Annotated in this window: 15 protein-coding genes and 1 tRNA gene; 6 read left to right on the forward strand and 10 right to left on the reverse strand. The window is 63.1% G+C overall.

What is annotated here, in order from left to right; all coding sequences use genetic code 11:
- Nucleotides 1–2 precede the first annotated feature (2 nt).
- Entirely contained in the window at nt 3–1,217 is a 1,215-nt protein-coding gene (locus CUJ91_RS07605; RefSeq protein ID WP_107707658.1) for a glycosyltransferase family 4 protein, read from the forward strand.
- A gap of 300 nt (nt 1,218–1,517) precedes the next feature.
- A complete protein-coding gene (locus tag CUJ91_RS07615) occupies nt 1,518–1,940 on the forward strand; it encodes a helix-turn-helix domain-containing protein (RefSeq protein WP_006048764.1) in 423 nt (140 codons plus the stop codon).
- Between the two features lie 88 nt (nt 1,941–2,028).
- Here CUJ91_RS07615 and CUJ91_RS07620 read toward each other — a convergent pair whose 3' ends face one another.
- The 3 genes from CUJ91_RS07620 to CUJ91_RS07630 are packed head-to-tail and all read right to left on the reverse strand — an operon-like array spanning nt 2,029 to nt 5,155.
- Nucleotides 2,029–2,988, reverse strand: coding sequence for a glycosyltransferase family 2 protein (locus tag CUJ91_RS07620; protein ID WP_107707659.1), 960 nt, complete (start codon nt 2,986–2,988; stop codon nt 2,029–2,031).
- A 2-nt stretch (nt 2,989–2,990) separates the two neighbouring features.
- Entirely contained in the window at nt 2,991–4,385 is a 1,395-nt protein-coding gene (locus CUJ91_RS07625; protein WP_107707660.1) for an undecaprenyl-phosphate glucose phosphotransferase, read from the reverse strand.
- 35 nt (nt 4,386–4,420) lie between these two features.
- Nucleotides 4,421–5,155: a Crp/Fnr family transcriptional regulator gene (locus CUJ91_RS07630; protein WP_006048767.1), complete on the reverse strand. Its 735-nt coding sequence runs from the start codon at nt 5,153–5,155 to the stop codon at nt 4,421–4,423.
- Between the two features lie 1,545 nt (nt 5,156–6,700).
- On the opposite strand from CUJ91_RS07630, the gene CUJ91_RS07635 reads away from it, so the two are divergent.
- From CUJ91_RS07635 to CUJ91_RS07650, 4 genes are all read left to right on the forward strand, one after another.
- Entirely contained in the window at nt 6,701–7,234 is a 534-nt protein-coding gene (locus tag CUJ91_RS07635) for a GNAT family N-acetyltransferase (protein WP_006048768.1), read from the forward strand.
- A 57-nt stretch (nt 7,235–7,291) separates the two neighbouring features.
- Nucleotides 7,292–8,161, forward strand: coding sequence for a class I SAM-dependent methyltransferase (locus CUJ91_RS07640; RefSeq protein WP_107707661.1), 870 nt, complete (start codon nt 7,292–7,294; stop codon nt 8,159–8,161).
- Nucleotides 8,162–8,545: 384 nt separating this feature from the next.
- Complete coding sequence (locus tag CUJ91_RS07645; RefSeq protein ID WP_053857982.1) at nt 8,546–9,274, forward strand: FadR/GntR family transcriptional regulator; 729 nt, start codon at nt 8,546–8,548, stop codon at nt 9,272–9,274.
- A 172-nt stretch (nt 9,275–9,446) separates the two neighbouring features.
- Nucleotides 9,447–10,505, forward strand: a complete 1,059-nt coding sequence (locus tag CUJ91_RS07650) for a Gfo/Idh/MocA family protein (protein WP_244230987.1) — start codon at nt 9,447–9,449, stop codon at nt 10,503–10,505.
- A 97-nt stretch (nt 10,506–10,602) separates the two neighbouring features.
- Here the strand turns inward: CUJ91_RS07650 and CUJ91_RS07655 are convergent, their stop codons facing one another.
- From CUJ91_RS07655 to CUJ91_RS07685, 7 genes are all read right to left on the reverse strand, one after another.
- Entirely contained in the window at nt 10,603–11,262 is a 660-nt protein-coding gene (locus CUJ91_RS07655; RefSeq protein WP_006048772.1) for an amino acid ABC transporter permease, read from the reverse strand.
- 125 nt (nt 11,263–11,387) lie between these two features.
- Nucleotides 11,388–12,182 carry a cystine ABC transporter substrate-binding protein gene (locus CUJ91_RS07660; RefSeq protein WP_107707662.1) on the reverse strand — a complete coding sequence of 265 codons (795 nt, stop codon included), beginning with the start codon at nt 12,180–12,182 and terminating at the stop codon, nt 11,388–11,390.
- Nucleotides 12,183–12,337: 155 nt separating this feature from the next.
- Nucleotides 12,338–13,315, reverse strand: coding sequence for a quinone-dependent dihydroorotate dehydrogenase (locus CUJ91_RS07665; RefSeq protein WP_244231000.1), 978 nt, complete (start codon nt 13,313–13,315; stop codon nt 12,338–12,340).
- A gap of 212 nt (nt 13,316–13,527) precedes the next feature.
- Nucleotides 13,528–14,349: an arginyltransferase gene (locus CUJ91_RS07670; protein WP_107707664.1), complete on the reverse strand. Its 822-nt coding sequence runs from the start codon at nt 14,347–14,349 to the stop codon at nt 13,528–13,530.
- Nucleotides 14,350–14,478: 129 nt separating this feature from the next.
- Nucleotides 14,479–15,216, reverse strand: a complete 738-nt coding sequence (gene aat / locus CUJ91_RS07675; protein WP_107707665.1) for a leucyl/phenylalanyl-tRNA--protein transferase — start codon at nt 15,214–15,216, stop codon at nt 14,479–14,481.
- 9 nt (nt 15,217–15,225) lie between these two features.
- Nucleotides 15,226–15,771, reverse strand: coding sequence for an NUDIX hydrolase (locus CUJ91_RS07680; protein ID WP_006048777.1), 546 nt, complete (start codon nt 15,769–15,771; stop codon nt 15,226–15,228).
- Nucleotides 15,772–16,049: 278 nt separating this feature from the next.
- Nucleotides 16,050–16,126, reverse strand: a tRNA-Met gene (locus tag CUJ91_RS07685).
- Nucleotides 16,127–16,224: the final 98 nt, after the last annotated feature.

The following is a 16,224-nucleotide window of genomic DNA, read 5'->3' on the forward strand; positions in this document are numbered from 1 at the left end:
TCATGAGAGTTGCGATCGTGCACGACTGGCTGGTCGCACCTGGCGGCGCCGAGAAGGTACTCGAGCAGATTATCGAATGCTTTCCCGACGCGGATCTTTTCAGCCTCGTGGATTTTCTCGAAGACCGTCGACCGTTGCACGGCAAACCCGTCACCACTTCCTTCATTCAACGCCTGCCGTTCGCGCGCCGTCGCTATGACAGCTATCTGCCGTTGATGCCGCTCGCGGTCCAGCAGTTCGATCTCGCGGACTACGATCTGATCATCACGAGTTCGCATACGGTCGCAAAGGGCGTGCTCGTCGGCCCCGATCAAACGCACATAAGTTATGTGCATTCGCCGATGCGTCAGGCGTGGGACCGGCAGCATGAGTATCTGCGCGAAGCCGGTTTGACGCGCGGGCCGAAGTCCTGGCTCATGCGTGCGTTGCTGCATTATCTGCGCGGCTGGGATTCGCATTCGGCGAATGGCGTCGACCGCCTGATCGCGAATTCGCAATTCGTCGCGCGGCGCATGATGAAAACCTATCGGCGCGACGCCGCCGTGATTCCACCTCCGGTCAATGTCGACGAATTCGAACTGTGCACGCATAAGGAAGAGTTCTATCTGACGGCCTCGCGAATGGTGCCGTACAAGCGCATCGATCTGATTGTCGAGGCGTTCAGCGCCACGCCGCATCGCAAGCTGATCGTGATCGGCGATGGACCGGAGATGGCTGCGATTCGCGCGAAGGCCGGGCCGAATGTGACGATACTCGGCTATCAGCCGATCGGCGTGCTGAAGAGCTACTTGCAGCGTGCGCGAGCTTTCGTATTCGCCGCCGAAGAGGACTTCGGCATCGTCACGCTCGAAGCGCAGGCGTGCGGCACGCCGGTGATCGCATTCGGCAAGGGCGGGTCGCTCGAGACCGTGGTGCCCGTCGGCGACGCGCATCCCACCGGCATTTATTTCGGATCACAAACTGTTGTGTCGATGCTCGACGCAATCGACCGGTTCGAACGGCAGCATGAACAGATCACGCCGGCCGCGTGCCGCGCGAACGCCGAGCGGTTTTCGGCGGCCGTGTTTCGTCGCGCGTTCATGGCCGAGGTCACGCGCACGATCGCTTCCGAGCATTTACGCGGCGAGTCCGCAACCGTGCAGCGGATCGACGCTGAGCGCCTCGCCGAACCGGCCGGATGGCCGGTCGAGCCGGCGGCGCAGAGCAGTTGCGGATGATTAGCCGAGGCGTTCGCCGGCTTCGCGGCTCGGCGATCCTCTCGTGTTTCAGCAGGGCAGCACCATCAACAAGCCGTTCGGGCGATGCCACCGGAGCGGCTATCGGGGGCAGGCGGCAGCGTGGATCATAAGCCGCCTCAATACGCGATATTCGACGCAGGCGACGAATCGTAACCGCCGTGGTAACGCAAACAATCACGGATCGTCGCTGCGATTTACTAAAACAGGCAGTCGTTAATCCGTACGTCACGCGATGACGCATGCGATGCGCGACCTTTGGACGAGGAAGACTCTACACTCATGAATGCCGATCGCCTTCCGGGCTCTTTTCCCGACATCGCTCGAAGCTGGGCCGCGCTACAGGCCCAATTGCCCATTACTCCCATTCGCAACGAACAAGACTATCAGACGATGGTCGAACTCTCCAGTGCCCTTGCCGATCATCTGAACGGCAAGGAGAACGAGCCGCTCACCGATCTTCACGCGATCGTGTCGGACCTGGTTCGGAGCTGGAAGGCGCAGAACGTGACGCTGCCCAAAGCGGAGCCGCGCGAGGTGTTGCGGCATCTGCTCGAAACGCACGGGCTGCGGCAAAAAGATCTGATGGGCATCGCATCGCCGACGGTGGTGAGCGATATCCTCGCGGGCCGCCGGGCGATCAGCAAGAAGGTCGCGAAGGCGCTGGCGCAGCGCTTTCAGACGGACGTCAGCGCGTTTTTGTAGTGGCGTAAAAAAAAAAGGCTGCGCCTTCATGCGGCGCAGCCCTTGACCGGCTATCTATTGCAACGCAAATTACTTCGGCTTGCGGGCGTTAGCGCGCCGCTTCCTGCCACGCTCCGCGCATTGCGCGTAAGCCCACTCGCCATTTGCGAAACGCAAGCGCCATTCCGCCGCGCTCGAACGCCAACGACAACGACAACGCGCGCAGGAACCCCGGGTCCGCGCGATCGCCGATCAGCGTCGAGTAAACGACGAACGCCCATCGGCCTGGCGGCGTCAGGTGTTCGCACATGATGAGTCGAAGATTGAACGACGCGTTATAGAACGCCGTATCGTTGAAGACGAAGCGCGGGTCCTCGTCGCGGCGTTGAGCGGGAAAGTGCTCGACGAGCAGCGCAGGATCGTAGACGAGCGTCCAGCCGCGCCGGCGCACGTCGAGGCTGAAGGCCATTTCGCAATGAACCTGCGCGCCGCTGCCGAGCAGCCGCGCGTCGAAACGCAGCGCGCCGATCGCCTCGCGGCGAAACGCCATGTTCACTCCGTTGAGTACGTGCACCTCACGCGCCTCGCCATGACCGATGTGATGGTTGCCGATCGTGCGGCCATACCATCGCACGATGCCGACGCACGGTTTCCGCCCCTGCGGAATACCGTTGCGTTCATGCACGATGTCCCGGCCGCCGAGACCGCCGAGGCATGCATCGCCCCCAAATGTGCGGGCGATTCGCGCGACCCAGTCAGGATGCGGAGCGGCGTCGTCGTCGGTGAAGCAGAGCACGTCGCCGCATGCGCTGTCGATCCCGAGGTTGTACGCGGCCACGACGCCGGGCTTGTGCACGAGCACGACGCAGCGGCGCGGATCGGGGCGTGTGGTCTCACGCGTACGCAGCCAGTCGAGCGTCGCGTGATCGTCGTGACGCGCGACGACGATTACCTCGTCGGCGCGGCGCTCCTGTGCGTCGAGTGCCGCGAGACACCGCGCGAGATCGGCGGTGCGCCGATACGTCGGCACGATCACGGAGACTTTCAGGAGCGGCGTCCGTAGCGGCATGATCAGAACGCGTTGCGGCTGATAAAGCCCTTGAAAATCGTGATGAAGACGATCTTCATGTCGAACCAGAACGACCAGTTGTGGATATAGAAGAGATCAAACTTCACGCGCGCTTCCATCTTCTCGACCTTGGCGGTCGCGCCGCGATAGCCGTTCACCTGAGCCCATCCGGTGATGCCGGGTTTGATGCGGTAGCGGTGCATGTAGCCGTACACCTGGTCCTTGTAGAGATCGTCGTGTTCGAGCGCATGCGGACGCGGGCCGACCACCGACATCTGTCCGAGCAGCACATTGAGAAACTGCGGCAGCTCGTCGAGGCTCGTGCGGCGCATGAACGCGCCCAGCTTCGTCACGCGCGCGTCGTGACGCGTGGCCTGCGTGACCTGACCCTGCGCTTCATGATGCACGGTCATCGAACGGAATTTGTAGATCGAGAACGGCTCGCCGTCGGCGCCCTTGCGCGTCTGGCGAAAGAACACGGGCCCCGGCGACGTGAGCTTGATCGCCGTCGCGAGCACGATGAACACCGGCGCGAGCGTGACGAGCGCACCTGCGGCGAAGAGCCGGTCGAAGATCAGCTTCGGCCACATCTGCGGCGGCGAGAGCGACGGCGCGCCGAGACTTAGCGTGGGCAAACCGACCACATCGACGAGCGAGTGGTTGAAAAGCGAGAGGCTGCGTACGTCAGGAATAAAACGAAGGTTCACGAAGTCATGCCTGAACATGCGCTGAAAGCGATAGATCGTGCGTTCTTCCGAGAGCGGCAGCGCGAGCCAGACTTCGTTCACGCGCTCGTCGCGCACTTTGGCGGCGAATGCAGTCAGGTCGGTCAGCACCGGCAGGCGATTAAGCCGCGCGCCATACGCTGCCCGTTCAACGCTGCTGTCCACGCTCGTGTCGAACACGCAGACCGGCTTGAAGCCCGCTTGCGGCGCATGCTCGAGATGCGCGAGCAGCGTGCGCGCAAAGCCAGGTGCGCCGACAATCGCAACGGTGCGGAAATTCATGCCGCGCCGGCGAACACTGCGCAACGCGACATGCACCGCGCACTTCGTCGCGACGATCAACGCGCCCGAGATCAACGTCGAGTAGACGAACCACAGCCGCGACACCGCATCCATGCGATGCAGCGTGAAGGCGAGCAGCAACGCCGCCGCGACGACCGCGAGCCACGCCGCGGCCACGCGTGCGAGCATCGCCGTCAACGGCTTGCCGCGCCATGTTTCATACACGCCGAAGCCGGGAAACATCAACAGCACCAGCACGCAGTTGAAGGCGATCAGCAGGCGTTCGGTGTCCGGCAAAGCGGCGAGCGTGGCAAAGCGCATCCAGTGGGCGAGCAGGCCTCCCGCAATCACGAGGAATGCGTCGAGGCATCGCGCAGTATTCCTGAACATTATCGACTCTGCGAGGACGGCAATCGCGCCGCGTGTTATTCGACGGTTTCGGCCTGGCGCAGGCGCGGCAGCAGGCGATCGAATTCGCGCTTGACGAGGCCGTAGCATTCGCACGCGCGCGCTTCGAGCCCCTTGCGGTCGAGCACCTTGATGTGTCCGCGGCTGTGGTGAATCAGGCCTTCGTCGTGCAGCTTGCCGGCTGCCTCGGTGATGCCCTCGCGGCGCACGCCGAGCATGTCGGCGATCAATTGCTGCGTCACCGTCAGATCGTTCGACGCGACACGGTCGACTTCGATCAGCAGCCACCGGCACAGTTGCTTGTTCAGTGCGTGATGGCGGTTGCATGCGGCGGTCTGCGCGACTTGCGTGAGAAGCGCGTGCATGTAGAGCAGCATCAGACGGCGCAGGAAGTCGGAGCGGGCGAATTGCTGCTTGAGGGCCTGCGCGCTCATGCGATACGCGAAGCCCGCACATTGCACCTGCACGCGGTTCGGCATGGTTTCGCCGCCCGTGAGCACGGGCACGCCGGTCATGCCTTCGCGTCCGACCGCGGCGATTTCGACGGAGCTGCCGTCTTCCATCGTCGACAGCATCGAAATGATCGCGGTCGTCGGGAAGTACACGTGATGAATGCGTTGGCCGGAATCGCAGAGCAACTGTTCCGTGCGCAGATGAACCAGTTCGAGGTGCGGAGCAAGCGCTTGCCATTCGTGAGACGGCAATGCGCCGAGCAAATGGTTTCCGTGCAGATCTGATTGAAGTGTCAACATGATCGGTCCTCGCGTGAAGCCGCGGGTCTCGCGTCTTCCTGTTTTTGATCCGATTCCTGCACCCTTTGATAACGCGCGCTCTGCATTGCAGTCAGCGCAGGGTGAACAGAGTCGGCCCCGTATTGGTTGGTGCGCCGCCGCCGTTGTGGTCGTCCTCACGGCGCCGCGGTGTTGCGTCCTTGTATTAGCGAGGACTGTGCCAACCATAGGGGAAAGCGTGACTGGTGCGGCGCAGCGACGACGGGCGGGCGAAATAAACCCCCTGTGCGCGCCTTTTTGTTTCAATTCTGTACATCCGACGTTTGCGTCGACCGTGCGCGCGATGGTCTTTTTATACGGGCCAAGTGCTTGATCCAATTGAGTTCGCTGCGCGTGGCGGCGGTTTTGCGATTGGAGCGCCAGGGTTGTTCCGCGCTTTGTGAGCGCCTTTTGGCGCGGTGTCCGCGATGTGCCGGAATTGATTCAGATGTGTTCAACCGCTTGCGTCGGTTGCCGCACGGTTCATCATTTATGGCTGTCAGGAGTCGCAAAAAAAACGACAGTGATGGGCGCAGCCCGACCAATGGGTTCGCGCAGCGCGAGGTTTTACGCGCTTCGCGAAGACATCGCGGGCAAATGGCGGGCGGATGGTACGGGTATCCGTAGAAGTGGCGGATGCGTCATCGAGCGCCCGGACTTCGGCGGCCCGTGCCGCAAGTGTTGCATCCGCTTTAAAGCTGAATGATGGATGCGCACGCAACAGCCCGCGCTTTGTGATGTGGGTGGCGAGAGTGGGATCGCGTCGGGCAGGGCGCCACGCGTGGTGATGAGTGATGCCCTTATTAGTTGAAAATGGCCAGACGTCTGTAGTGGGCGCGCGGGCCGCGTCATTCGCATAGTCGAAATTCGCCAATGCGACGTGTGGCCAGATGCGCACGGCCGTGCTCGTCGGCTAGCGCATAGAACCTGTCCGATTCGTACGCCATTGTCCTGCTCGCGCGCAGCATGTTTCATGCGTGCGTCGCGGGCCGGCTCGAAGGCGTGTTGTGGTTGCGCTTCGCTGCTTCTCCGGCTGACGGGATCGGCATTCGTCCGACAGGTGCCGTGGAAGAACACCGGCACGTCGGTGATACGCGGCGCGAAGTCCGGTGCCGTGCGCGCCGCGTTCGACTCCGATCTCGCGAGAGCCGAACGAGCCTCGCGGCCATGTCTATGCGCCGTTGTCGCGGCACCGTGCAAATCAGCGAAATGTAGCGTCAGCGAAACAACGCCGTTGTCGCCGTCTATTTTGCTTGCGATGTCCACGTTTCCGATCGCGTGGCGCGCATCACTCAGCAACTCTAAAGCCGTCACGATCTGGTGTGCAGCGTCTCCGTTCGCGCCGCGTTATCGGTGCCTCGTATGAAGATTCGGCAACCTCCAGCGTGAGTGCGATGGCGAACGGAAACAGCCGGATGGCGGCCGTACCGTGTAGGCGTCAAAACCGGCCCGCCAATCGTGCGAGGCCCGCGAGGGCAACCTGTGCGCTCGCCGCACCGAACATTAAAGAATCCGCTGGGGAACGTGATGAACTGGAAAACGCTGGAATTCGAGCAGCTTTCTGCACGCGAGCTGTACCTGATCTTGCGGGCGCGCAGCGCAGTGTTCGTCGTCGAGCAATCGCATGTGTGCCTCGATGCCGATGGACGCGACGAAACTTCGCTGCACGTGTTCGCCGTCGAAGACATGGCGCGGCCGATGCCGATTCTTGCGTACGCCCGTGTGCAGCCCGGCGATGCGGAAGATCCCGACATCATGATCGACAAGGTGCTGACGAGTCCGCTGCGCCGCGGCGACGGCACCGCGGAAATGCTAATGGAGCGCGTATTGCAGGCCATTGCCGAGCGTTGGCCGGGACACGCCGCACGCGTGAGCGCGCCGCTCAGTTTGCGCGAGTTCTACGAGCAGTTCGGCTTTCGCAAGACGGAAGGTCCGTATCTCGAGCATGGCGTGCCGTTCATCGGTCTCACGCGGCAAGTGCGCGCCTCGCAACCGCTCACCGCATTGCGGCGCCGCGAGCGCGATCGTGCCGCGCTCGTCAACACGTTTGAGATGCTGTGAGGAAGCCGCTGCTGATCGCGCTGTCGCCGCGCTCTTGCATCGCACTGGAGACGTGTCGTGAATAGTCAATCGGAGCTGGACCGCATCAATCGCCTCGCCTGGAATTCGCGCGACGCGGCCCGCGTTTTCACGACCGGCAAGAGCTTCTCCGACGCGGGCGAAGAGGCCGCCTTCAGATGGCTCGCGCCGCGTTGTTCGGGCACGCCGTTGCTCGATATCGGCATCGGCACCGGACGCACCGTTGCGCTGATGCTTAGTATCTCGAACGAATACACCGGCGTCGACTACGCGCCGAACCTGCTGGAGACGGCGCGATCGCGCTATCCCGGCTGCGATTTGCGGCATATGGATGCACGCGATATGTCCGAACTGCCGTCCGATCATTACGGGCTCGCTGCATTTAGCTGGAACGGTATCGACTGCGTCGACTACAACGATCGCGTGAAGATCCTTCAGGAAATGTATCGCGTGGTGCGGCCAGGCGGCTATGTGCTGTTCTCGTCGCACAATCGCGGCGGCCCCGGTTACCGCGAGGGCATCTGGCATCTGCTGCCGCGTTTCACGCTCAATCCGCTGACGCTCGGCTGGCGTACGCTGCGCTCGATGCGCCGCTTCCAGCTCGGCACGCTCAACTATATACACAACGTCAAGCTGAATCGCGACTATGGCGGCTATGCGGTCAAGACAGCGGCGGCTCACAACTTCGGCATTGTGATCGTCTACACGACACTTGCCGAACAGCGCCGGCAACTTGCGCAGATTGGCTTGCAATGCGATGCGGTGTTTGATAGTTGCGCGGGCAACCGTATTTCCGACGGCGTCGAGAACAGCGGCGCGTGCTGGTTCCACTTCATCGCGCACAAGCCGCTTGCGGCGCATCGCCTTGATGACGAGCGAGGCCATGCATGCTCACGTGTGTCGAATTGAAGAGCGGTGAGCGCACTAAAGACTCACGGGCAGTCGCACCAGCAACCACACAGGCACCAGGTCCGCCGCTTGCGGCAACCCATGATCGATTGCACGCCGCCTCCGTTCAGACAATTTGCCGTCCTACGTGCGTCTTCGCACGATGCAAAGTCGGCGTGAAAGGCATGCTTGAGACGCAAGCTTATGGTCCTTCGGGGCCGATCGCGTTACACAGAAGAAACAATTCTTCAGAGGGATAACCCTGTCAGGAAGTGTCCCAACTGGCGTAACCGTTGTGAAGCTAGCAACGTATCGTGGATGAGTAACCACGCGACGATAAAACACACAAAAGGGCGGTTTATCAACAGGCTACGCGGGGGCGAACACCGCTTCGGGGAGAGGGTCATGGAACAGGCAAACAAGGATCGATCGCTGGTGAGCAAGGTCATGGATGGGCTCGTCACAGGGATCGTCGAGGAGAAATACGGCGCGATACTGCCGCCGCAGGACGTGCTGTCGAAAGAGTTCGACGTGAGCCGCACGGTGATGCGCGAAGCGCTCTCGATGCTGCTCGCGCGCGACATGCTCGACGTGCGCCCGAAGATCGGCACGCGCATCCGGCCGATGAGCGACTGGCGCATGATCGACGAGGACGTCGTGAACTGGCGTTTTCGCGCGAAGCCCGATCCGGTGTTCCTGCGCGACGTCATCGAGTTTCGTATTCTGATCGAACCGCGTGCTTCGGCGCAGGCCGCGTCGCGCGGCAGCGCGGCCGACATCGCGGCGGTGCGCGACGCGTTCGAGGCGTTCAAGGTGATCCGTCCGGGCGAACCCGGTTATCAGGAAGCCGACGAGCTGTTCCATACGCGCATCGTCGTCGCGAGCGGCAATCAGTTCTTCAAGCAGATGGCGGCGATTATTCGCGGCGCGCTGTCGACCGGTAATCCCATCGTCACCGCTCGCGAAGGCGCGTGGGAAACGGCAGTGAACTCGCATCGGCGCGTGGTCGAGGCGATCGAACGGCGCGACCCGAAAGAGGCCGAACTCGCTGCGATGGCGATGATCGATCACACGACCGAGGAAATCGCCGGCACCTTCGCCGGCGCGCCGCCGGTGCCGCCCTCACGCGGCTGACACGCTGGGCAAGACGCAGGGCAACACGGGGCGGCGCATCGGTTGCGCGCTGCTGCTGCGCGCGTTCGCGCAGCGGCGCGCGAGTGTTCGCTCATGGTTCGGTCGCCGTTAGTTCTTCGATAGAGACAAACAGGCAGGGCGTTCGCCGGCGACGGCACACGTGCGGGGCCGCATGCGCGACAATAGCGGCTCTCTTTATCCGCATGGACGCCAGCCGATCGTGACGAACGCCAACTCAACCGCAACCCAAACCACTGCTTCGGACCGCGACATCCGTTGGGGCATCGTCGGCGCCGGCCGCATTGCGCGCCGGTTCGCTCAAGGCCTCGCCTATGTGCCGCACGCGCGTCTCGCCGCGCTGTGGTCACGGCGGCCCGAGCCCGCTCAGACTTTCGCCGACGAGTTCGGCGGCGAGGCTTGCGCGAGCTTCGACGCGTTGCTCGCGAGCGGCATCGACGCGCTCTACATCGCCACGGTTCAGGACAGCCACGCCGACTACGCCGTCGCCGCGCTGCAAGCGGGCGTGCATGTGCTGTGCGAAAAGCCCGCGACGATCAACAGGCCGCAGCTCGAGCGTGTGGTCGATGCCGCGCGCGGCGCACAACGGCTCTTCATGGAAGCGATGAAGCCGCCGTTTTATCCGCTCTACAGAAAGTTGCGCGCGCATCTAAACGACGATCCGATCGGCGACATGGGACTCGTGCGGGCCGGCTGCTCGGTGCCGGGCGTACCCGACGATCATCCGTCGCTGTCGTTCGAGCACGCGGGCGGCGCGCTGCTCGACATCGGCATCTATGAAATATTTCTTGCCGTCGACTGGCTCGGCGCGCCGCTGGAAGTGCAAACGCTCGGCCGGCTCGGCTCGACCGGCGTCGATACGTTTGCGAGCCTGAATAGCCGGCACGAGCGCGGCATCGCGCAACTGTTTTGCGGGCTCGATCTGCACGGCAAGGGCGACGCGCTGCTGATGGCGAAGGGCGGGCACGTGACGATTCACGAGCCGTGGTGGAACCCGTCGCGCGCGACGATCCGCTACACCGACGGTCGCGTGGTCGAGCTCGACGAGCCGTTCGAAGGCGGGGGCCTCAACTACGAGACCGCGCATTTCTGCGACCTGATTCGCGCGGGACAGCTCGAAAGTCCGCTGATGCCGCACAGTAAATCGTTGCAGATGATCGAGATGGCCGACGCGGCGCGCGCGGCGCTAGGGCTGAAGTTTGCGGGAGAGTGAAGGGGGCCGCGAGTCACGACTCACGACTTACACGCATCGCGTTTCACCCGGCTCGCAATGAAAGCGTAGCCGACCACGCGTTCATCGCGTGCCGCGCTCAATGCCGCGAAGGCAACGCAAGACGCCGCTCATACCAGCGCTGCAACAGTTCCAGTATCTGACACAGCACCCAGTAAACAGCCGCCGCGGCGAGATAAAGCGGCAACGGCTGATACGTCGACGCGATGACTTCCTGCGCGCTGCGCAGCAGTTCCGTGACGGTGATCACCGACACGAGCGAGGTGTCCTTGATCAGGCTGATGAGGCTGTTCGACAGGCTCGGCACGGCGATGCGCAGCGCCTGCGGCGCGATCACGTAACGCAGCGTCTGGCGCCGCGAGAGTCCGAGGCTGTACGCGGCGAGCCATTGTCCCTGATGAATGCCGAGGATCGCGCCGCGCATGCTCTCCGACAGATACGCGGCCACGTTCGCCGACAATGCGATCACGCCGGCCGGCGTCGGATCGAGCGAAATATTGAAGCTCGGCAAGCCGTAGTAAATCACGAAGATCTGCACGAGCAGCGGCGTGCCGCGCATCACGCTCACGTAGACGCGCGCGAGGCGGTTCAGCGTGCGGCTGTGGCTCACGCCCATCAGCGCGAGCACGGCGCCGGCGATCAGGCCGAAGAACATCGACAGAACGGCGAACTTGACCGTCAGGACGGCGCCCTGCGCGAGCGCAGGAAGCGATTCGACGAGCAGGGAAGTGGTGGACATGAGCAGTGCTCGGGTTGGCGCGCAAGGCGCATATCGTCAATGGGAGCGCGTGCCGCACAAGTGCGAAGGGCGGCATACCGAGCATGCCGCCCTTCGTTTCATCGCGAGCCGCTTATTTCAGGCGCTTATTTGATCGGCTTGCTCACGTCGATGCCGAACCACTTGTCCGAGATCTTCGCGAACGTGCCGTCGGTTTCAAGCTGCGTCATCGCGTCGTCGATTGCCTTGGCGAACTTCGGGTTGTTCTTCTTGAACGGAATGCCCGACGGGTTGCCCGCGCCGACGTTCGCGCCGGTGCGCAGCGGCAACTGCGAGTTCTTCAGCAGATACGCGAGCATCAGGCGGTCGTTGAGCGCCGCGTCGAGACGGCCGGCCGCGAGATCGCGCAGATATTCGGGCGCGCCCGGATACGTCTTCACGTCGATGCCCGGCACCGACTTCGCCATGTCCATGTAGTTGGTGCCGAGGCCGACGCCGAGCTTCTTGCCCTTCAGATCGTCGAGCGACTTGAACTGGCGCGTGTCGTCCTTACGCTGAATCAGTTGCGCGGCCGAGTACGTGTACGCAGGCGAAAAGTCGAGCGACTGCTTGCGTGCGTCCGTAATGCCGACCTGATTGACGATCACGTCGAACTTGCCGGCCTGCAGGCCCGCAATGATGCCGCTCCATTCGGTCGTGACGAACTCCGGCTTCACGCCGAGCTTCGACGCGACAGCCTTCGCGATGTCGACGTCATAGCCGACCAGTTCGCCCGACGGCGCTTTGGAATTGAACGGAGGGAAGGTGCCTTCGAGGCCGACGCGCAGCGTGCCGCGCTGCTTGACCTGATCCAGCAGATCGTCGGCATGGGCCGGGATCGCGGTGAACGAAGCGCCGATCATCGCGGCGACGAAAAGTTTTTTCAACAAGCGAAGTTGCATCGTGGTCCTTTTTTGTTCGTATGGCGTTATAGCGGACGAGAGCTTAACAAAGCAGAGTGCCCGTCGCTAAATACCCATTGCTCATGTCTGTATTACGAGGCGGGCGTGTGCATGACCATCAGCGACGCGTGAGAGCGCGCACGCTGACCGCATACCTAGCGCAACGCCTGCACGCATTCGCCGATGAGTGCCGGGCCGCGATAAATGAAACCCGTATAAAGCTGAATGAGCGAAGCGCCCGCGGCAAGTTTGGCGCGCGCGTCGTCGCCGGAAAAAATCCCGCCGACGCCGATGATCGGCACCGTCTCGCCGACTTCGGCGCGCAGCTTGCGGATCACTTCATTGGACGCGTCGAACACCGGCTTGCCCGACAGGCCGCCCGCTTCGTCGCCGTGCTGCATGCCCGCGACGGCCGTGCGCGCGAGCGTCGTGTTGGTCGCGATCACGCCTTCGAAGCGGTGGCGCAGCAGCGTGCCGGCGATCGATTTGATCTGCTCGTCGTCGAGGTCGGGCGCGATCTTCAACGCGAGCGGCACGAGCTTGCCGTGCATGTCGGCCAGACGCTGCTGCTTGTCCTTGAGCGCGGCGAGCAGCGCGTCGAGTTCGTCCGCGCCTTGCAACTGGCGCAGGTTCTTCGTATTCGGCGACGAGATGTTGACCGTCACATAGCTCGCAAACGGATAGACGCGCTCGAGGCAATAGAGATAATCGTCGGCGGCACGGTCGATCGGCGTATCGGCGTTCTTGCCGATATTCAGCCCGAGAATGCCGCGGTAACGCGCGGCCTGCACGTTCTTCACGAACTGGTCGACGCCCGCGTTGTTAAAGCCCATCCGGTTGATCACAGCTTGCGCCTGCGGCAGCCGGAACATGCGCGGACGCGGGTTGCCCGGCTGCGCGCGCGGTGTGACGGTGCCCACTTCGATGAAGCCGAAGCCGAGTGCGGCGAGCCCGTCGATCGCGGCGCCGTCCTTGTCGAGTCCCGCTGCGAGTCCTACCGGATTGCGGAACGTCAGTCCCATCACCGTGCGCGGCGCATCGGGCACGCGGGCGGCGAGCGCGCCCGCGAGCCCAGTGCGGCCCGCGGCGCCGAGCGCGCGCAAGGTCAGGTGATGAGCGTCTTCCGCGTCCATGCGAAAGAGTTGGGCGCGTACGAGCGGATAGAGGGAACTGAACACAGGACGAAGCCGGGCGGCCGGAAAATGGGAACCCGCTATTTTACCGGCTTTGCGCTGTCAATGAGATAAGGCGGAAGGCGAGGGCGGTGCGTTGCCGCGGGCGCGGGTCGAGCGTGGTGTTCCTCGGGCCACACTCAGCCCACACTCAGCCCACACTCAGCCCACACTCAAGGCCGCAGCGGCCCGCGCCTGCCTTGCATCCCCGCGCCGGTCGGCTGGAGATCGACGCCGGCGGGATCGAGCACGCGCCACGTGCCGTCGATCAATCCTTCGAGCGGCCGGAAATTGGCCTTGTACGCCATCTTCGGACTCTCGCGAATCCAGTAGCCGAGGTACACATACGGCAGCTTGAGACTGCGCGCCTGCTCGATCTGCCAGTAGATGTTGTACGTGCCGAAGCTCGTATGCGGCAGTCCCGGCTCGAAGAACGTGTACACGGACGAGAGCCCGTCGCCGAGAATATCGATCATGCTGATCATGCGCAGCAGGCCCGGCGAATCGGGCCGGTCCGGCAGCGGCTCGCGGAATTCGACGAGCCGCGAATTGATCCGGCTTTGCAGCAGGAACTGCTCGTATTGATCGCGGCTGTCGCGGTCCATGCCGCCGCCCGCATGCCGCGCCGACTGATAGCGCATGTAGAGCGCGTAGTGCTCTTCGTCGTAGTGAAGCGGTGCGACGGTGGCGATCATCTCGCCATGTTTTTTCCACACGCGGCGCTGCGTACGGTTCGGCTCGAAGCGCTCGACCGGCACGCGCACCGGCACGCACGCGCGGCAACCGTCGCAATACGGCCGGTAGGTGAACACGCCGGAGCGCCGGAAGCCGGCCTTCACGAGGTCCGTGTAGACATCGGAGTTGATGAGGTGACTGGGCGTGGCGACTTGCGAGCGCGCGATGCGCCCGTCGAGATAACTACAGGGATAAGGCGCCGTTGCATAAAATTGCAGCGCCGAAAGCGGAGAAAGAGGCAGCTCGTTGGGATGAGTCACGTTGGCAGCTCTCGAAGCGTCTCTGGTGTCTCTGGTAATGCAAACCCGGCGCGCGTTGCGGCTAGCTTGTCGATCCGCGCGTTCGCTTGTGCGTTCGATCATGCGGACCCGGATTCGGCCTGATTCCTTCTACGCCGCTCGCGCGAGCACATCGAGCAACGCGGTCTTGTCGAAGCGCCAGGGAATGCGCGGTGCGTCGACCGACGCGCGAACATGCGCGATGAACGCCTTGCGCGCTATCTCGCGACCGCCGAGCGACGCCAGATGCGACGTGTTCTGCTGGCAGTCTATCATTTCTATTTCGTGACGGCGCAAGTGCCCGACAAGCGCGGCCAGCGCCATTTTCGAGGCATCGGTGACGTCCGCGAACATCGATTCGCCGAAGAACATCTTGCCGAACGAGACGCCGTATAAGCCGCCCACGCGCTCACCTTCGAACCATGTTTCGATGCTGTGCGCATCGCCCATCCGATGCAGCGACGTGTAGGCGTCGACGACGTCGGCGGTGATCCAGGTGCCGCGCTGTCCGCGCCTCGGCGCCTGCGCGCACGCGCGCATCACCGCGGCGAAATCGTGATCCACGCGAATTTCCCATGCGTCGTCGCGCAGCACGCGCTTGAGCGTTTTACGCAGCGACGGCGAGATCTTGAACTCCGCGGGACGCAGGATCATGCGCGGGTCGGGGCTCCACCACAGCACCGGCTGACCGTCGGAATACCACGGGAAGATGCCGTGACGATAAGCGTCGATGAGCCGCGACGGCAGCAGGTCGCCGCTCGCGGCGAGCAGGCCCGGCGCGCCACTGGCCGCGCCGAGCGCACGCTCGACGGGCGGAAAGGGATCGTCGGGGCCGAGCCAGGGGACCATGCGCGCCGCTCAGCCTTCGCGCAGCGAGCGGAAGATGTCGCCGGTATGCAGGCCGAAGCTGCCGGCCGCGCGGTCGGCGAAAAAGAAGCGCAGTGTTTGTCCGACGGTGGGAAACGCGATCTCGTCCCACGGAATGTCGCCTTCCTCGAAGAGCTTTACTTCGAGACTTTCCTCGCCCGCGGCAATGTCGAGATCGAGCAGGCGCGCCATATAGAACAGATGCACCTGATGCACGTGCGGCACGTTCAGCAGCGAGAACAGGCTCTGCACTTCGACGCGCGCGCCGGCTTCCTCGAGCGTTTCGCGCGACGCGGCCTCGGCCGTGGTCTCGCCCATTTCCATGAAGCCCGCAGGCAGCGTCCAGTAGCCGTAGCGCGGTTCGATCGCGCGGCGGCATAGCAGCACCTTGTCGTCCCACACCGGAACGGTGCCCACGACGTTGCGCGGATTCTGATAGTGCACCGTGCCGCAACTGCCGCACACGAAGCGCTCGCGGTTGTCGCCCGGCGGAATGCTCAGGCTGACGCCGTGGCCGCAGACAGAACAGAATTTCATAGGAAGGGGACGAGAAAGGGTGCTAGGAGTTTATCACTGGGGCGGCGTGGTTTTGTGGCGGGAGCGAAGGGCGGTGGGAGAGGCGAAGTTGGCGGGGGTTGCCACGGCGACGCGAGCGCGAGCGTTTGCGAACAACTGGAACGCTGTGTGCGAGCCGATGACCCGCGTGTCGAAGCTTGGAAGAGGAATGGCAAGCTCAAAACAAAAAAGGCCTGCCGATTTGGCAAGCCTTGAATGTTGTTTTCGACGCTTTGACCTGTTCGCTCGCATTGAGCACTTGGTTGCGGGGGTAGGATTTGAACCTACGACCTTCGGGTTATGAGCCCGACGAGCTGCCAGACTGCTCCACCCCGCGTCCGTCGAAGAAAAGATTATAGAACAGATGGGAAGCGCGTGCAATAGGCGTTTAAGAAAACGGCTTTTTGGGCGCGGGCCTTTTCCTCAGCGGAACGC

The organism is Paraburkholderia graminis (genome assembly GCF_003330785.1).
GTDB lineage: Bacteria > Pseudomonadota > Gammaproteobacteria > Burkholderiales > Burkholderiaceae > Paraburkholderia > Paraburkholderia graminis.